The organism is Paenibacillus liaoningensis, assembly GCF_059609455.1.
On the sequence record NZ_JCAALU010000013.1, the window covers coordinates 15,257 to 31,029 of the forward strand.

Sequence of the window (15,773 nt, forward strand, 5' to 3'; positions counted from 1 at the left end):
GACAGGCTCGGAGCTGCATGTTGCAGCTTCGGGCCTGTTTTTTCGTTTTGTTACCTGATCCGTGCATGATAGCGGTTAGGTTACCTCAGCTAAGCCTAGTATAGCTTGCCTTGGCGGTACAGAACCGTCGACAGCTTCATCACCGAATGATTATAGCAATTTTGCCGCAGCGTGAAGTTGGCGCTAAAGAAAGAGGGCAATATGGAGCCGAGTGTGCTTTGCATTTTCTCAAACAGCATGCGATGCACCTGCTCTTCGGTCAAATATTGCGTTTCACGGCCTTGCAGCCATTCGAAATAAGAGACGATAACGCCGCCAGCATTGGCCAAAATGTCGGGAATAATAATAACGCCATTGTCGGACAGCTTCTGGTCAGCTTCGCCCGTTATCGGCGCATTTGCCCCTTCGACGATGACCTTGGCTTTCACTTTATCTACATTATCCTCGCGAACCTGCTCCTCCAGCGCGGCCAGCACGAGCACATCGACATCCAGATACAGCACTTCCTCACGTTCCAAAATGTCTGCTTTGAGCTCAAGCTCAGCAAGCTCTTCCTTCGTCTTAGGCAAATCGCCTTGATGGTGATTAGCGAAGTCAATAAGTGCCGGAATCGATAGGCCATCGGCATTGTAAAGCGTTACATTGCGGTCGCTGACTGCCACGACCTTGTTGTTGAGATAGGTGCATTTATGCGCTTCCAACGCGGCGATGGAGCCGACATTGCCGAAGCCTTGAACGGCGATGGAAAGCGATTTTTCCGCTTGGGCGAGTACATTGGCAGCAAACGGATTAGAGCTGTTGGTCAAATAGCCGCGGTGCACTTTAAGAAAATCATGCAGCATATAGCGGAACGTGAAATAAACGCCTTTGCCTGTCGCTTCCCGGCGTCCTAATGAGCCGCCGTTAATGACGCTTTTGCCAGTGAAGCTGCCGAGATACGGTTTGCCGGGATGGATATTTTTATATTCGGCCATCATCCAGTCCATCTCGCGTTCGCCGGTTCCCATATCGGGCGCGGGAATATCCTTTTCCGGGCCGAGAATATCGGTAAAATATTGGACGTATTTTTTGCATATAATGTATAGCTCTTTCGCTGAATAATGGCGCGGATTAATGCCGACGCCGCCTTTGCCGCCGCCGAACGGAACGTCGTGCAGCGCATTTTTGAGCGTCATCAAGGCTGCCAGATTGGTAACCTCTTCTTCATTTACGGACTCGTGGAAACGAATGCCGCCTTTGTATGGGCCAAGTGTATCGTTATGCTGGATGCGGTAGGCCGGTATGCGAACGACGTCGCCATCATCCATCGTAATGCGTAAAAAAGCTTTATTCACCTTGTTTGGCGTGGATAAAATAGCAGCTAAAGACAGGAAAGCCTGATCCCGGTGCTTTCCTTGTAAATCGGACAAAAAGGAGGAGTCTCCCGATAATGCATGCAACGATTGCTGAACGATTGTGCCAGTTTGGTTTGACATGTTTATTCGACCTCCAGTGTGGGTAACGAAGATTGTAGTACATGGAGCCGGGTGGGGCACCTACATCATTTTAACATAGCAAGGAGAGTAATCCAAAATGTAATATAGGTATTACGTAATAAAAATTATATTTTTTAGTGCTTAAAGCCTATTTCACAAATGGAAAATAATCCAAAAGTATGTTGAAATATGTCGCTTTCCTCGTTAACATGTACAGAGCAAGAGAAAATAACATTAGATAAATAGAGGGAGAAGTGAAAAGGTCATGGAACAACAATATCAAAATCAGAATGGCTATCAGCAGCAAAATCATTTGGCGGAGCCGGTAAGCTTTAAAGAGTGGATGATTACTATTCTGCTCTGCGCTATTCCGCTCGTGAACATTATTATGCTGTTCGTCTGGGCTTTTGGAGGCAATACAAAAATCAGCAAGTCGAACTATGCCAAGGCTTCATTGTTGTGGGCTGCAATCGGTATCGTTTTATACATTTTCTTTTTCTTAGTATTCGGTGCTGCTATTATAGCAGGCATTTCCGAAGGCAACTACTCTTAATAATATTTAAAGCAGCCTGCGTCAAGCAGGTAAACAAATGGCGCTCCAACCCGCTGCCATGCGGCGAGGGGCGTCTTTCATTTTGCCCAAATCATGCTATAATAAACGACAATGAAAGGCTATGAGACTGCATGGAAATAGAGGTGTTAACGATGGCGAAAAAAAATCGGCAGGCAGCTCCGCATGCGAGCAAGCCGAAAGCGGACGCGGCGGATAGCCAGCAGGCTACCTTGAAGGATTTGCTGAGTGCTGATGTCCTGAGCAAGCTCAAGGAGCAGTCGAATGCGCTGAAGGCAGCGGAGGAGCAGAAGAAGCAGGATGCCGCCCAGAAGGCGAATGAAGCGCGGAAGCAGGAGCAGAAGCGGCTGGAAAATGATATGGAATATTTGCTGAACAACAGCAAGCCGGGCGACTGGAAAAAATACAAATAAAGAAGTATCGCGCTGTTGCCTGTCAGGCGCAATAAATACAAAAGGAATCATCGCTTCTGCCTGCGTGATTCCTTTTGTGTTTCGTATGCAGTTTATTTACTCGCTCTTGCAGAGTAGGCGTTTTTCGTTCACCAGGCTTCACGCCATTCCAGCTTCCCCGCAGCTGTTCGGGATTCATTAGTCCTCTTTGGGCCAGCTTTTGTCTTGCTTTCTTCGCTTTGCTCATTGCCATCATCGTTTTCCTCCTGTTTTGCCTGCGTATGTGGTGCCCGATGCTTCAAAGCACCTGCTTCTATTATATGCTGAAAATGGTGCTTAGGAAAGGATCGGCTGCTTCCAATTGACAGACTTTGTGGCCTGCGTTACAGTCAATAGACGAGCCGAAAAAGTAAGCGTCATCATAACTGACTGGCTAGACGTCAAAAATCAGGTGAAAATGTTCAATTAACCGTTATATTAGGCTGTTTAGCGCCTGCACAGCGGTTAACTTCGTTATACTGAATAGAGGCGCAAGCACATCATCTTGTATCTTGCTGTTGCGAAAAAAGAAAGGGTGAAGGAAATGTCCGTAGGCGTATTGGCACATTTATTTGGGAGCTTGTCTTACCGGGAGCTGGCTGAGAAGGTGGGCGCTGCCGGATTCAGCCATATCCAGCTGGCAATGTGGAAGGCTATTAATGATGTTGATTTAAATAAACCGGGCAAGCTGACTCCGGGGCTCGCGATGTCGATAGCGGAGGAGCTTCGCAAAAATGGCGTATCGATCTCCGTGCTTGGCTGCTATTTGCATTTCTTTGAGCGCGATGAGCAGAAGCTTCGCGAAAATATAGAGCGCTTTAAGGAGCTGATCCGCTACGCACGTCTGCTCGGCGCGCCTATGGTTGCTTTTGAGACGGGAACCCATCCAGACGGCGTTTATACGGAGCAGGACTGGAAGACACTTAAATCGACGGTTCAAGAGCTTATAGAGGAAGCGGAAAAATGGGGCGTATTCATTGGCATCGAGGCAGCCAGCAGCCATTTAATTGGCACGGCGGCGGAGCTGCACGCTTTTCTGCAACAGATTCCGTCCTCGCATGTTGGCGTCGTGATCGATCCAGGCAATTTGCTGACGACGGAAAACTTCGCCCGTCAGGACGAAGTGATTGAAGAAGCATTCGCCCTGCTTGGCGACCGGATTATTGGCGCTCATGCGAAGGACCGCAAACCCGATGCGAATGGAGAGCTGCAGACGGTTCCGGCGGGCTATGGCGAAATGAATTACAGCCTGTATATGCGCCTGCTTAATAAGTACAAGCCGGGCGTTCATATTATTATGGAGACGGCGAGCGAGGAGCAAATGGCGTTTTCTAAAAGCTATATTGAGCGCATTCGTTCAGAATACGCTTAGCTTTCAGGCATCCTTTTCATTCTCAATGGAAAATAGGTCTAATTAATTAAAAAGGTTGAATTGGACAAATGCCCAATTCAACCTTTTTTTTCGTGCGCTTATTAATTGCGATACTGTTACATCTTTAAACTTTTAACCTTTAGATCTCTAAAGCTTAACATCCTTAACGAATTGCAGCAGCTCTTCGGACATTTTAGCGAGCGCTTGGGACGAGGAGGTGATTTCCTCCATCGTTGCGAGCTGCTGCTCGGTTGCGGCCGATACGCTTATTGCGCCGGAGGACGTTTCTTCTGCTACCTCGGCTACGCCTTGCAGGGAAGCCGCCAGCTTATTCGTATCCTCGGACATTTGCTGGGAGGCTTCGGATACCGAGTGGATTTGCAAGGTCACGGAATTAACGGCTTGCTTGATGTTGTTAAAGGACTCACCCGCCGCAGATACCGCTGCAATCCCTGCTTGTACGACTTCCTTGCCGTCATGAACGGATTGGACGGTACGCTCTGTATCCGACTGAATGGAACGGACGAGCACCGCAATTTGCTGGCTGGACTCAGTCGATTGCTCAGCCAGCTTGCGAACCTCTGCGGAGACGACAGCGAAGCCGCGTCCTGCTTCTCCCGCGCGTGCAGCTTCAATCGCGGCGTTAAGCGCCAGCAGATTCGTTTGCTGGGCAATGCCCGCGATTACCTCGACGATTTTGCCGATTTCATCGGAGCGTGAGCCTAAAATGCTAACGTCCTCCGCAATATTTTGCACCGTAGACTGAATATGGCCCATTTGCTCGACAGCGGATTGTACCGCCACTGTTCCATCTACGGCAGTCTGAGCAGCTGCCCGCGATTTCTCCGAAACCTGAAGGGCGCTCGCCGCAATGCCGCTCGCCTCCACTGACATATTGTTCACAAAAGCTACGCTTTCCTGAACAGCTTTAATTTGCTCCTCGGAGCCTCCTGCTACCTGCTCAATAATTTCAACGACCTGCTCGGTTGCTTTAGTCGTCTGTTCAGCCCCGGCAGTTAACTGCTCGGACGAAGCTGCAACTTGCAGTGCATTTTGTGACACTTGCTCAATCAAATGGCGTAAATTTTGCGACATCGAATTAAAAGATGCGGCTAAAACGCCTAGTTCATCCCGATTTTTCACCTTAACGGCTTCGCTTGTCAAATCCCCATTCGCAATTCGCTCTGCGACGGCAGTAATTCGAACAATGGGCACCGTAATCATCCGGCTGATGAAATATGCAATAGCAAGGCCTACAACAATCGTGAGCAGCGAAATAATGAGAACCATCAGCTTCGTGCTTGCCACTTTGGACGAGGTGTCCTCCGAGCTTAGGCGAAGCACCTCTTCTTGTTCTAGAACGAAACGGTCTGCCGTTTCCATAAATTTACTGATAATCGGTTCGTTTTTGGCTGCGAGGCGCATATAATCCTCTACTTTATTCTGTTTCTTAAATTCAATCATTTCCTCGGCATTGCTCGTATAGCTTTGCTGAAGCAAATCGAGTCCTTGCAGCAGCAGCCAGTCATTTGAATCGGTTGTCATGCCCTGCAGTTGCTGGCTGACTTCGTTATAACGACGAACGGAATCACGGTAGGCGTCGATTTCCGCTTCGTCATTCATCAGAAGATAGCCAGTAATGTTCAAGTTTTCATTTTTAATAGCGAGGCTTAAATCTTTGACGAGACTGACACTATGGGCGCGTTCCTGAAGCAGCTTCTGATAGGTGCTGTTAATCGAGCCAATCTCCACATAGTTGAGAGTAGCGATCACAATGAGCAGCAGCAGAATCGAGAAAAATCCGCCGTAAAGCTTTTTACTAATCGTTAGTTTCATCGGTTATTGTCCTTTCCCCTAAGAAGCGGCATCTGCGAAAATTTCATTCGCGCCGTCCCGGAATTGTTTTGCGGCTTCAACCGGCGTAATTTGCCCAAGCAGCGTTTGATTTCTAATTTTGGTGAACAATGTGTTGATGCTGCTGGATGTTAGGGGAACTGGCGGATCAAGCGGGCTTGAATTTTTCTCAACTTCACCCATGTACGTGTATTGCTCTTTATCGGTTTCCTTCATTGTGCTGAGCAGATGCTCGCGCACCTTGGCTGTGGCAGGAACACCGCGTTCGCCAAGCAAAATTTCATTCGCTTCAAAATTGTTGAAGAAAAAGTCAACGAATAAAGCTGCTTCATCCTGCAGCTTCGTATAGGCAGAGATCGAGAAATACATCGAAGGCTTGACATAGTTTCCTTCAGAGCCGCCTTTAAAGGCTGGAAGCGGCAGCAGCTTCAATGCTTTGCCTGACAAGTTGGTAAAGGAGACGACGTTGTTGCTCGTCAGCCTATGGAAAGCAGCGAGTTGATTTGCGATAAGCGCATCTTTATCCGCTGAGCGGTCTTTAAGTAGGGCTACGCTTGCCATCAGACCTTCATCGATAAGCATTTTCTCCATCGTGAAGAAGTCGGATAAATATTCATCCTTATCATAGCCGAGCGAGCTGCCGTCCTTGGAATAGTAGCTTGCTCCCCGCTGTCTGAGGTAATAAGCAAAGTCGAGCGAATCCGTTCCGATTGGGACAAAGTCCGGCTCATTTATTTTTTCTTTAAGATCACGGGCTGTTTGAATGAAATCTTCATACGTATAGCCTGCTTCCGGAACGGGAACGCCAGCCTTTTCGAATATTTCCGGGTTATACATCATGCTTAGTGCATTTATGCCAGTAACGACGCCGTAAAGCTTGTCGTCTATTGTGCCTGTCGTGCGCGAGCTTGCATCAAGATCAGAAAGATCAAGCTTGCCGTTTGCAGCCAAATCATCCAGGGGCAATATCAGCTTGCGCTTGGCAAACTCATCTATATATTTATAGTCCATTTGGATGACATCAGGGAAGTCTTGATCAGCTGCTTTCATGGCGAGCAGTGTCCAATAGTCGGCGTTAGTTGCATCTACTGGTTCAACTTTAATAGTTGGATATTGCTTTTCAAATAAATCAATAACTTTAAGCGTTCTTTCACGTCTTCCATCATTGCCCCACCAATAAACTTTAAGCGTTTTTTGCCCATTTTCTGTTGCTTCAGACTGTGTAGTAGCGCCTTCATTCGTGCAGCCAGTAGCGATTAAAGCAACAATGACGACAGTAAGGATGATGAATCGGATTTTATGAGCTGTCTTCACTTATTTCCCCCTTGCGGCTTTTTTTGCCATTTATAAATTGTTTAATACTTACTATATCGGATTTACAATTTTTTTAATTAGAGCTGACATGTCCAACTTTATTGAACTGATGGCGAATACTATTTTGCTGCACTGTTCGCATAGGTATTAGAAGAAGACCTGGCATCGAAGCCGGGGGACGGCAACGAAGTGGAGCGCCTGCCAGCGGACGGCTTTCGGCCGTTTCACCTTGTCACAAGGGGAGGAATTTTCGATCGTGTCCATAGCAGGAAGCAATCAGCAGCTGATTATACCAGAGGGATTATCGTTCCAAAATGTGACCGAAACCCGCTTAACCTTTCAGGATGTCAGTGAGCGGATTTGCAGCTTTATTTCTAGCGATGTGCGGGCATCGTATCATTTTGTAGTGGGGACGGACAGCCAAGTATTTCGCGGGTATACGAAGTTTGTTACGGGGGTTGTCATTCACAGAATTGGAAATGGGGCCTGGGCCTGCTACCGCCAAACGGTTGTTCCCCGAGAAATGATGAAGCTTAGAGAGAAGCTGACGCTGGAGACGGTTTTGTCGCAGGAGGTTGGCTATTATTTCAAGGATGGCGTGCTGAAGCGAATGGAGGATTTGCTGCTGCCTTATGTGTATCAAGGGGCCTCACTGGCGCATTTCATTGATATTGATGCTGGAACGGTGCCTTCTATTAATGAAACCTCGCTGTATGTGCAGGAAATGGTAGAGCGGGTGCAGGGAATGGGAACCTATGCCCCGCGGGTCAAGCCGGACTCTTATGCGGCTTCTTCCTACGCCAACCGTTTTACGAAAAAAGCGGTGCCCCGCTATAAGCGCAGGAGCCTGCTCTGAAGCAGCTATATTTCAGGCAAGTTTTCTTGCATATACTGTGGCACTTAGCTGCCCAGCATGGTATATTTCTGTTAGATCATAGGAATAGAAAGCAGGGATTATCGTGCGTATTGGGGCAATTGAGGCAGGCGGTACAAAATTTGTATGTGGTGTAGGCAATGAGCATGGCGTTATTGAGGATCGGGTAAGCTTCCCGACGGAAAAACCAGAAATAACGATGGCGAATGTAATCGACTATTTCAAGGACAAGCAGGTTGAGGCGATTGGCGTCGGCACATTCGGTCCGATTAATATTGATAAATCCAGCCCGCAATACGGGTTTGTTACAACGACACCTAAACCGGGCTGGGGGAACTTTGATTTTCTTGGCGCGCTGAAAGCGCATTATAACGTGCCTTATGGCTGGGATACAGATGTGAATGCGGCGGCTTACGGGGAAGCGGTGTGGGGTGCTGCTAAAGGTTTGGACAGCTGCATTTATTATACGATTGGCACTGGCGTAGGTGTAGGCGTTTATTCGGAGGGCAAGCTGGTCCATGGGCTTGTGCACCCGGAGGGCGGTCATATATTGACTCGCCGTCATCCTGAGGATACCTATGATGGTTTTTGCCCTTATCATGGCGACTGTCTGGAAGGCGTAGCGGCAGGTCCTGCTATTGAGAAGCGCTGGGGCGTCAAGGCAGTAGAGCTTCCGCCAGAGCATAAGGCGTGGGAGATGGAAGCTTTTTATATCGCACAGGCTGTAGCGGGCAGCATTTTGCTGCTGTCGCCTCGTAAAATTATTTTGGGCGGCGGTGTTATGCACCAATCGCAGCTGTTCCCGCTTATTCACGCCGAAGTGAAACGCGCCTTGAACGGTTATGTGCAGGCGTCGGAAATTTTGAACAACATTGAAAATTATATCGTATCGCCAGGACTAGGCGACAATGCCGGACTATGCGGCTCGCTTGCGCTTGGGCTTGACGCTTTGAAGAATAGCGGGAAATAAGCAGTCCATTAAAAGGAGACGGTCATGCAGAAACCATATGAATTACCTCGTGCAACACCGGAAAGTCAGGGAATAAGCTCGAACGCTATTCGTTCTTTTTTGGCAGGCATTGCAGATAATAAGTTGGAGCTGCATGGCCTGATGCTTGTCCGGCATGGGCATGTAGTAGCCGAAGGGTGGTGGACGCCCTATCAAGCAGACAGGCAGCATATTGCTTACTCGCTCACTAAAAGCCTGAGTTCAATGGCGATTGGCTTTGCGGTGGAAGAAGGGCTGCTTTCCGTGGAGGATGCGGTGCTGGACTATTTTCCCGAGGAAGCGACCGAGGAGGTCAAAGCCAATATGGGCGGGCTTAAAATTCGCCATTTGCTTACGATGTCCACCGGACATACAAACGACACGGCACGCTTTGATATGTTCCAATCCTGGTTGTCGGATCACGTCACTCCCAAAGTAGGAGACCGGGCCGACCGCAATTGGATAAAAGGATTTTTCGAGCAGCCGATTGATCGTGAGCCAGGCACTTTTTTCCTCTACAACAGCGGGGCCAGCCATATGCTGTCAGCGCTTGTACAGCGGGTGAGCGGTCTTGATCTGCCGGACTATTTAATGCCGCGGCTGTTTGAGCCGCTCGGTATTGAGCGTCCAGCATGGGATGCGGCGCCTGATGGCGAAGCTACTGGGGGCTGGGGAGCCAGGCTGAAAACGGGGGATTGGGCGCGTTTTGGCCAAATGCTGCTGGATAAAGGGATGTTTAACGGCAAGCGGATTATTTCCGCCGAATGGATTGAACAGGCGACTGCCAAGCAGGTGGACAACATCAATCACGGGGACGTCGTAACAGGCTCCGGCACGGATTGGCAGCAGGGCTATGGCTATCAATTTTGGCAATGCAGACATGGCGCCTATAGAGGCGATGGGGCTTTCGGCCAATATTGCGTCGTCCTGCCGGAGCAGGATGCGGTAATTGCCATCAACAGCTTTGTGCAGGATATGCAGCTAGTGATGGACATGATGTGGGAGCATTTGCTGCCGGCCATGCTGCCGCATGCGCTGCCAGAAAATAAAGCTGAGCTGGCGGACTTGCGGGAGAAGCTGGGCAGCCTTGTTCTTGTGGAGCGCGCTGCGCAGCCACGCCCTCTATTTGCCGAAGGCACGATTCGTTATGAGGTAGAGCCAAACGTGGATGGGGTCACAGAGCTTAGCCTGACATTTGGCGGAGAAGTGACAACTTTAATGTGGAGCGATGCGGCAGGTGCGCATCGTCTGGACTCTGGTCATCAAGAATGGTATTATGGCAATGAGCTGGCCTATGAAGCCACAGCATCCCGTGCGACATGGCTGAGCAGCGACATGCTGGTTTTCGATATTTGCCGCATCTTTACGCCTTATCATGACGAGGTAATATGTACATTCAGCGGCAGTCGTATTACGATCGCCTACAAGCATTTTGATTTTATAACCCGGCATGGCGAGCTTGCTGGCGAGCGGCTTTCAATCTAGCATTTGACGACTATTCTATTAAACTTGAAGCTGCGGAGAAAGGAGGCCTTTGGTCATGAAGCGTTTGTGTCATAGCCGTATAATGTCCATGGGCCTCTACGGGCCGTTTTAAGCATAAGCATGAAGAGGAAGTGGCTTATTTATTATAGGCTTCTGCCGCAGGCAGCTTCTCTTCATATGCAGGAAGACCGTAGGCTGATGGCTTGCGGTCTTTTTTTGTCCAAATATAGGAAAGTATATGATTTCGCCATACTTTCTCTATATTTCTCGGACTGAAACGCGCCAAGCCGCCAGAGGACGGCGACAGCCGTTTCACCTTGTGCCTGACGGGAGGGGCGGACAAGCCCAATCGTAATTCCTATTTTAAAGGAGATAATGCCCCATTTATGATTACCAAAACGTATAAACCTTATATTTTCAAAGCAGAAGCAGGCCAGTCCACCGATGATTATTTCAATTATGCAACGGCCGTCCAAACGATTAAGAACATGCTGGAGGAAGCATTCGACTCACCTATGCAGCTGTACATGCAGGATGATGGGGACGATGTGTGGGACTGGGTGTCGGATGATCTCGCGAGCGGATACGAAGGGGTAAAGCGGGAGGCCGCTATATACGACTTGGTGGAGGATCGCTCATTCCGCTTTGAGGATTCGAAGTCTGAAGCCAATTACCGGATCAATCCTTCGCTGCGCAATAATGTCATTACTTATCCCGAATTTGAGGTAGCTTTCGCGCGCATCCCGTTTTTGCGCCAGTATGGCCTGAATACGGAAGATATTATTTTTGCGAAAAATGATGAGACGATGCGTGCTTTTCTCGAAGCGATGCAGGCGCGGCAGCTTAGCGAGCGGCGCGTGACGATTTTCACCGATACGAAGGAAGGGTTTGAGCGCAGCAAGGAGCAAATTACGCGTATGGTAGAACGCGACGAGGTGATGATGAGCGATTCCTTGAAGCAGCAAATTTATCGTTCCATTGATGAGTTTTTCTCTAGGGATCGCGAGTTTTTCCAAACCTATAACGTGCCGTACAAAAGAGGTATTTTACTGTATGGCAAGCCGGGGAACGGCAAGACGACGCTCGTAAAATCAATCGCGGGCAGCGTAGAGGCTCCAGTTGCCTACTGGCAAATTACCGAGTATACGACGAGTGATTCGATACAACAGGTGTTTTCCGCCGCGATGAAAATGGCGCCCATGATTCTCGTCATTGAGGATATTGATTCGATGCCGGATTCGGCACGCTCCTTCTTCCTGAATACGCTTGACGGGGCAACGTCCCGTGAAGGGCTGTTCCTGATCGGAACGACGAATTATCCGGAAAAAATCGATCCGGCGCTCATGAACCGCGCGGGCCGTTTCGACCGGGCCTATGAGATGAAGCTGCCGGATAAAGAGCTGCGGCTCGCCTATTTGCAGCGCAAAGGGTTCGGGAGGCTGGCAGAGGAAGCAGATGGACTTATGGAGGACGCAGCGAAATTTACCGAGGGCTTCTCGTTTGCCCAGCTCAATGAGCTGTATGTGTCCGCGGCGCTGCAGAAGCACTACGAGCAAAGTGTAGATTTGAAGCGGGTCATTGAAGAGCTGAAAACAGACTTTGACAAGGATCGCCGTGGAGTATGGATGGCTGACAAGGGACAGAAGCCGGTTGGCTTTCAACCGCTTTAAGGTTGACTGGCAGCTAATAAACGTAATCGGATGGCGGCAAAGGATGCTGCCATCCGATTACGTCTGAAATGAAAGGAGAGTCGAAACGGAAATGGATTATGGTTCAAATGCAATCTCGGTATCCCGGCATTCGCGTGGACGCCGTCGTTCGCCTTGGAAGCGAGTGCTGTTATGGGCAGCCATTGTCGTCATTGTTCTCATCCTGGGAATTATTTTGTTTTTGCAGGCGAAGACGTATAGTCCGCTGGAAGAAGCGCTGGCCGCGCTGGATAGCGACAGCTCGGTTCAGGTAAGCGAGCTGAAGCATGGCTACCGTTTTGAGCCGGGGGAAGGCAAAGAGCTCCTCTCGCCTAATATTATTTTTTATCCAGGAGGGCTGGTGAAGCCGGAAAGTTATGCGCCGCTTGCAAGGCGTCTCGCAGAAGCTGGACATCGCGTTTATATTGCTTCCATGCCATTTAACTTGGCGCTCACTGCGCAGGACCGCGCAGATGAATACATAGCGGAGCATCCAGAAGAAAGCTACGTGATCGGCGGGCATTCGCTTGGCGGAGCCTTTGCTGCGAGATATGCAGCAGAGAATCCGAATAAGCTGGCCGGCATCTTTTTCATGGGCGCATATGCCGATGACGGCGCTGATTTGAGCGGCAGCAAGCTTGCAGCGTTGCAAATTACGGGAACGCTGGATGCTGTGCTGAACAAGGAAACGTGGGAGCAGTCCAAGAAAAACTTGCCTGCCGATCAGACCGAATATGTATCGATTGAAGGCGGAAATCACGGTGGCTTCGGTACCTATGGCAAGCAGTCCGGCGACAACGATGCAACGATAACGGCATCCGAGCAGGCGGACGAGGTAGCAGCCGCAATCAATGCTTGGCTTTCGAAGCTGCAAAAATAAAACGGTTGCAAAAGGATATTTTAGCCATTATAATGACGTTGAAAAGGTTTTCAAAAAAAGAAAATAAAGGATGGTTTGGCGATGAAGCCTACGATCCGCGACGTTGCTAGAATGGCTAACGTATCCATTAGCACCGTTTCCCGTGTGATGAATGCGCCGGAATCGGTCACGAAGGATAAGCGACAGCGTGTGCTAGAAGCGATTGAAAGCTTGAATTACCACCCGAATGCGCTGGCCCGAGGTCTTATTTTCAAAAAGTCGCAAATGCTTGGTGTTCTCATTCCCGACATCCGCAATGCTTATTTTGGCGAAATTATTCGCGGCATGGAGGATGCGGCTAAGCAGCTCGGCTACAATTTGATGATTTGCAATACGGACCGAGTGCCGGAGCGAACTATTTCTTATCTGGATACGTTGAACAAGCAGCAGGCCGACGGTTTATTGTTCGTCAGCGATTATGTCCAGAAGCAGTATTACGAGACGATGCAAGCTTGCGGTTATCCTGTCGTGCTTGTGTCTACCGTGTCTTTCGAATACGAGCTTCCATCCGTCAAGGTTGACGAGGAGGCAGCCGCTTTCGAAGCGGTCAGTTATTTAATTGAACAAGGGCATCAGCATATTGGCCTCATCTGCTTCACGCTGCCCGACCCCATCTCAGGTCAGACCCGCCATGACGGCTTCGTCCGGGCTCTCGAACGAAACAACCTCCATCATTGTGCAGACTACGTAGAGTTTGCAACACACTGGTTTGAAGAAGCATATGCAGCCACCTCCCGCTTATTCGACCGACACCCACACTTAACTGCTGTATTTGCTTGCTCCGATGAATTTGCAATGGGCGTCATATCCTGCTTGCATGACCGCGGAATCCGTGTTCCCGATCAAGTATCCGTTGTAGGCTTTGACAACCTGCGCATGTCCTGGATGACGATACCGAAGCTGACGACGATTGCCCAGCCCATGTATGCGATCGGTTGGAGAGCTGTAGAAAAAATGCATGAGCAGCTCGAAGGAAGAGAAGCTGCCGTCCTAAGAGAATGGCTTCCTCACGAGTTAATCGTCAGAGAGTCTACTTTGCCTATGTCCCATACATTGTCTCATACGTCGCATCACAGCATTGGGAATAAAAAAGCATAGGCCGATGCCTATTCGCTGTTCTTGTCACCCGCGGTTCATTTGCTGAATATGTTTAATGTAAGCGTATTCATTTCGGGCGGAGCATGGGGTTTCGTCTGCCCTCTCATTTTGTTTGAATCGTGAAGGGAGTGATGCAACGTTACACTTTGATGATAGTCTCCATATGAAGACAGCTTCCATGAACGACGTACAACTGGCATTCGTACATCATGCGGCGAACGTTCATCAACGAGAATGACTTGCGATTCACTTGACTATGAACGATAAGGGGATGGTTCTTTTGAAAAAGCCATTTAAGTTTGGTTATACGCTTATGCTGAGCATGGTTCTCATTTTGGCGCTGCTTGTTTCTGCTTGCAGCAGTGGAAATGGCGGAAGCAATAGCGCTGCAAGCGAGGAACCAGCAGCGACAGCTACGCCTGAGGCTAGTGCGGAAGCTACGCAGGAGCCGGCAGGAAACGCAGATGGTTCGCCGCTAGAGCAGGCGCTTGCCGGCAGCTACAAAGGTACCAAAGTCACGATGTTTGGCCCATTCGTAGATGTGGACCAGGCGAAATTTGAGGAGAGCATCAAGGCGTTTGAGGAACAAACGGGTATCGATATTCAATATGAAGGCTCCAAGGAGTTTGAAGCAACCGTTGCTATTCGGATCGATGGCGGCAATGCCCCGGATATTTCCGATTTCCCGCAGCCGGGACTGCTGGCGAATTTCGTGAAATCGGGCAAGGTTATCGATGTGTCGCAATTTTTGGACGCGGATAAGCTGAATGGCAACTACAATCAGAGCTGGCTGGATATGGCGACGATGCAAGGACCAGATGGCCCGGTAATGGCAGGGGTATGGAACCGCAGCAGCGTGAAAAGCCTCGTGTGGTATCCGAAGAAAGAGTTTGATGATGCGGGCTATACTGTGCCGAAAACATGGGATGAGCTGCTGGCGCTAACCGAGCAAATCGCCGCAGACGGCGACCCGGCATGGGCAATTGGCATCGAGAGCGGAGCAGCAACCGGCTGGCCTGCGACTGACTGGATCGAAGATATTATGCTGCGCACTACAACAGCTGAAAACTATGACAAATGGGTCAAAGGCGAACTGCCATTTACGGATCCTGCTGTAAAAAATGCATTCGAGAAGCTGTCGCAAATTTGGCTGAACGACGATTATGTATACGGCGGACGCAAGTCGATTGTAACGACCTCATTCGGCGATTCAGTGACGCCAATGTTCGATCATCCGCCTAAAGCCTGGCTGCATCGCCAAGCCAGCTTTATTACAAGCTTCTTCCCTGAAGGCTTGAAATCCGGCGAGGATTATGACTGGTTCTATTTGCCGTCGATTGATGAGGCCTATGGCAATCCTGTACTCGTTGCCGGCGATTTGTATGCGATGCATAACGACCGTCCAGAAGTGCGTGCGGTTATGGAATTTTTCACGACAGGCGAATCGATTAAGACTTGGGTGCAGTCCGGCGGCGTGGTCGCGCCAATGAATGATGCAAGCCTTGATTGGTATCCAACAGATGTGGAGCGCAGAATGGGCGAGCTGGTGAAAAATGCTTCGACGCTTCGCTTCGATGGCTCTGACCTTATGCCTGGCTCGGTAGGAGCAGGCACGTTCTGGAAAGGCATGACGGACTATATTAGTGGTACCGTTGATTTGGATGGCGCGCTTAAAGAAATTCAGTCAGGCTTCAATAATTAAAT

General features: G+C 49.4%; 14 protein-coding genes. 10 read left to right on the forward strand and 4 right to left on the reverse strand.

The window, feature by feature from the left end:
- Positions 1–95: 95 nt before the first annotated feature.
- Positions 96–1,475 (reverse strand): Glu/Leu/Phe/Val family dehydrogenase, encoded by a 1,380-nt coding sequence (locus AC6B99_RS20275; RefSeq protein ID WP_496664079.1) that lies wholly within the window; start codon positions 1,473–1,475, stop codon positions 96–98.
- Positions 1,476–1,740: 265 nt separating this feature from the next.
- Here AC6B99_RS20275 and AC6B99_RS20280 point away from each other — a divergent pair, with 265 nt between their 5' ends.
- Positions 1,741–2,028 (forward strand): hypothetical protein, encoded by a 288-nt coding sequence (locus AC6B99_RS20280; RefSeq protein WP_056037229.1) that lies wholly within the window; start codon positions 1,741–1,743, stop codon positions 2,026–2,028.
- A gap of 152 nt (positions 2,029–2,180) precedes the next feature.
- Positions 2,181–2,459 carry a YqkE family protein gene (locus AC6B99_RS20285; protein WP_056037226.1) on the forward strand — a complete coding sequence of 93 codons (279 nt, stop codon included), beginning with the start codon at positions 2,181–2,183 and terminating at the stop codon, positions 2,457–2,459.
- Positions 2,460–2,481: 22 nt separating this feature from the next.
- On the opposite strand, the gene brfA is transcribed toward AC6B99_RS20285, so the two are convergent.
- Positions 2,482–2,694 carry a ribosome rescue factor BrfA gene (gene brfA / locus AC6B99_RS20290; protein WP_155973236.1) on the reverse strand — a complete coding sequence of 71 codons (213 nt, stop codon included), beginning with the start codon at positions 2,692–2,694 and terminating at the stop codon, positions 2,482–2,484.
- Positions 2,695–3,021: 327 nt separating this feature from the next.
- On the opposite strand from brfA, the gene AC6B99_RS20295 reads away from it, so the two are divergent.
- Complete coding sequence (locus AC6B99_RS20295; protein WP_056037278.1) at positions 3,022–3,849, forward strand: sugar phosphate isomerase/epimerase family protein; 828 nt, start codon at positions 3,022–3,024, stop codon at positions 3,847–3,849.
- Positions 3,850–3,996: 147 nt separating this feature from the next.
- On the opposite strand, the gene AC6B99_RS20300 is transcribed toward AC6B99_RS20295, so the two are convergent.
- Positions 3,997–5,685 carry a methyl-accepting chemotaxis protein gene (locus AC6B99_RS20300; protein WP_056037220.1) on the reverse strand — a complete coding sequence of 563 codons (1,689 nt, stop codon included), beginning with the start codon at positions 5,683–5,685 and terminating at the stop codon, positions 3,997–3,999.
- A gap of 18 nt (positions 5,686–5,703) precedes the next feature.
- A complete protein-coding gene (locus AC6B99_RS20305; RefSeq protein ID WP_056037217.1) occupies positions 5,704–7,017 on the reverse strand; it encodes an ABC transporter substrate-binding protein in 1,314 nt (437 codons plus the stop codon).
- Between the two features lie 256 nt (positions 7,018–7,273).
- Here AC6B99_RS20305 and AC6B99_RS20310 point away from each other — a divergent pair, with 256 nt between their 5' ends.
- The 7 genes from AC6B99_RS20310 to AC6B99_RS20340 all read left to right on the forward strand — a co-directional run bounded on the left by AC6B99_RS20310 (position 7,274) and on the right by AC6B99_RS20340 (position 15,771).
- Entirely contained in the window at positions 7,274–7,873 is a 600-nt protein-coding gene (locus AC6B99_RS20310) for a ribonuclease H-like YkuK family protein (protein WP_494881595.1), read from the forward strand.
- A 103-nt stretch (positions 7,874–7,976) separates the two neighbouring features.
- Positions 7,977–8,861, forward strand: coding sequence for an ROK family protein (locus AC6B99_RS20315; protein WP_056037214.1), 885 nt, complete (start codon positions 7,977–7,979; stop codon positions 8,859–8,861).
- Positions 8,862–8,885: 24 nt separating this feature from the next.
- The gene (locus tag AC6B99_RS20320) at positions 8,886–10,364 is read left to right on the forward strand and encodes a serine hydrolase domain-containing protein (protein ID WP_496664080.1); all 1,479 of its coding nucleotides are present in this window, start codon (positions 8,886–8,888) and stop codon (positions 10,362–10,364) included.
- 386 nt (positions 10,365–10,750) lie between these two features.
- Entirely contained in the window at positions 10,751–12,034 is a 1,284-nt protein-coding gene (locus tag AC6B99_RS20325) for an AAA family ATPase (RefSeq protein ID WP_494864158.1), read from the forward strand.
- 91 nt (positions 12,035–12,125) lie between these two features.
- Positions 12,126–12,932: an alpha/beta fold hydrolase gene (locus AC6B99_RS20330; protein ID WP_494864159.1), complete on the forward strand. Its 807-nt coding sequence runs from the start codon at positions 12,126–12,128 to the stop codon at positions 12,930–12,932.
- 81 nt (positions 12,933–13,013) lie between these two features.
- Positions 13,014–14,069 carry a LacI family DNA-binding transcriptional regulator gene (locus tag AC6B99_RS20335; protein ID WP_056037200.1) on the forward strand — a complete coding sequence of 352 codons (1,056 nt, stop codon included), beginning with the start codon at positions 13,014–13,016 and terminating at the stop codon, positions 14,067–14,069.
- A gap of 280 nt (positions 14,070–14,349) precedes the next feature.
- Complete coding sequence (locus AC6B99_RS20340) at positions 14,350–15,771, forward strand: ABC transporter substrate-binding protein (RefSeq protein WP_496664081.1); 1,422 nt, start codon at positions 14,350–14,352, stop codon at positions 15,769–15,771.
- Positions 15,772–15,773: the final 2 nt, after the last annotated feature.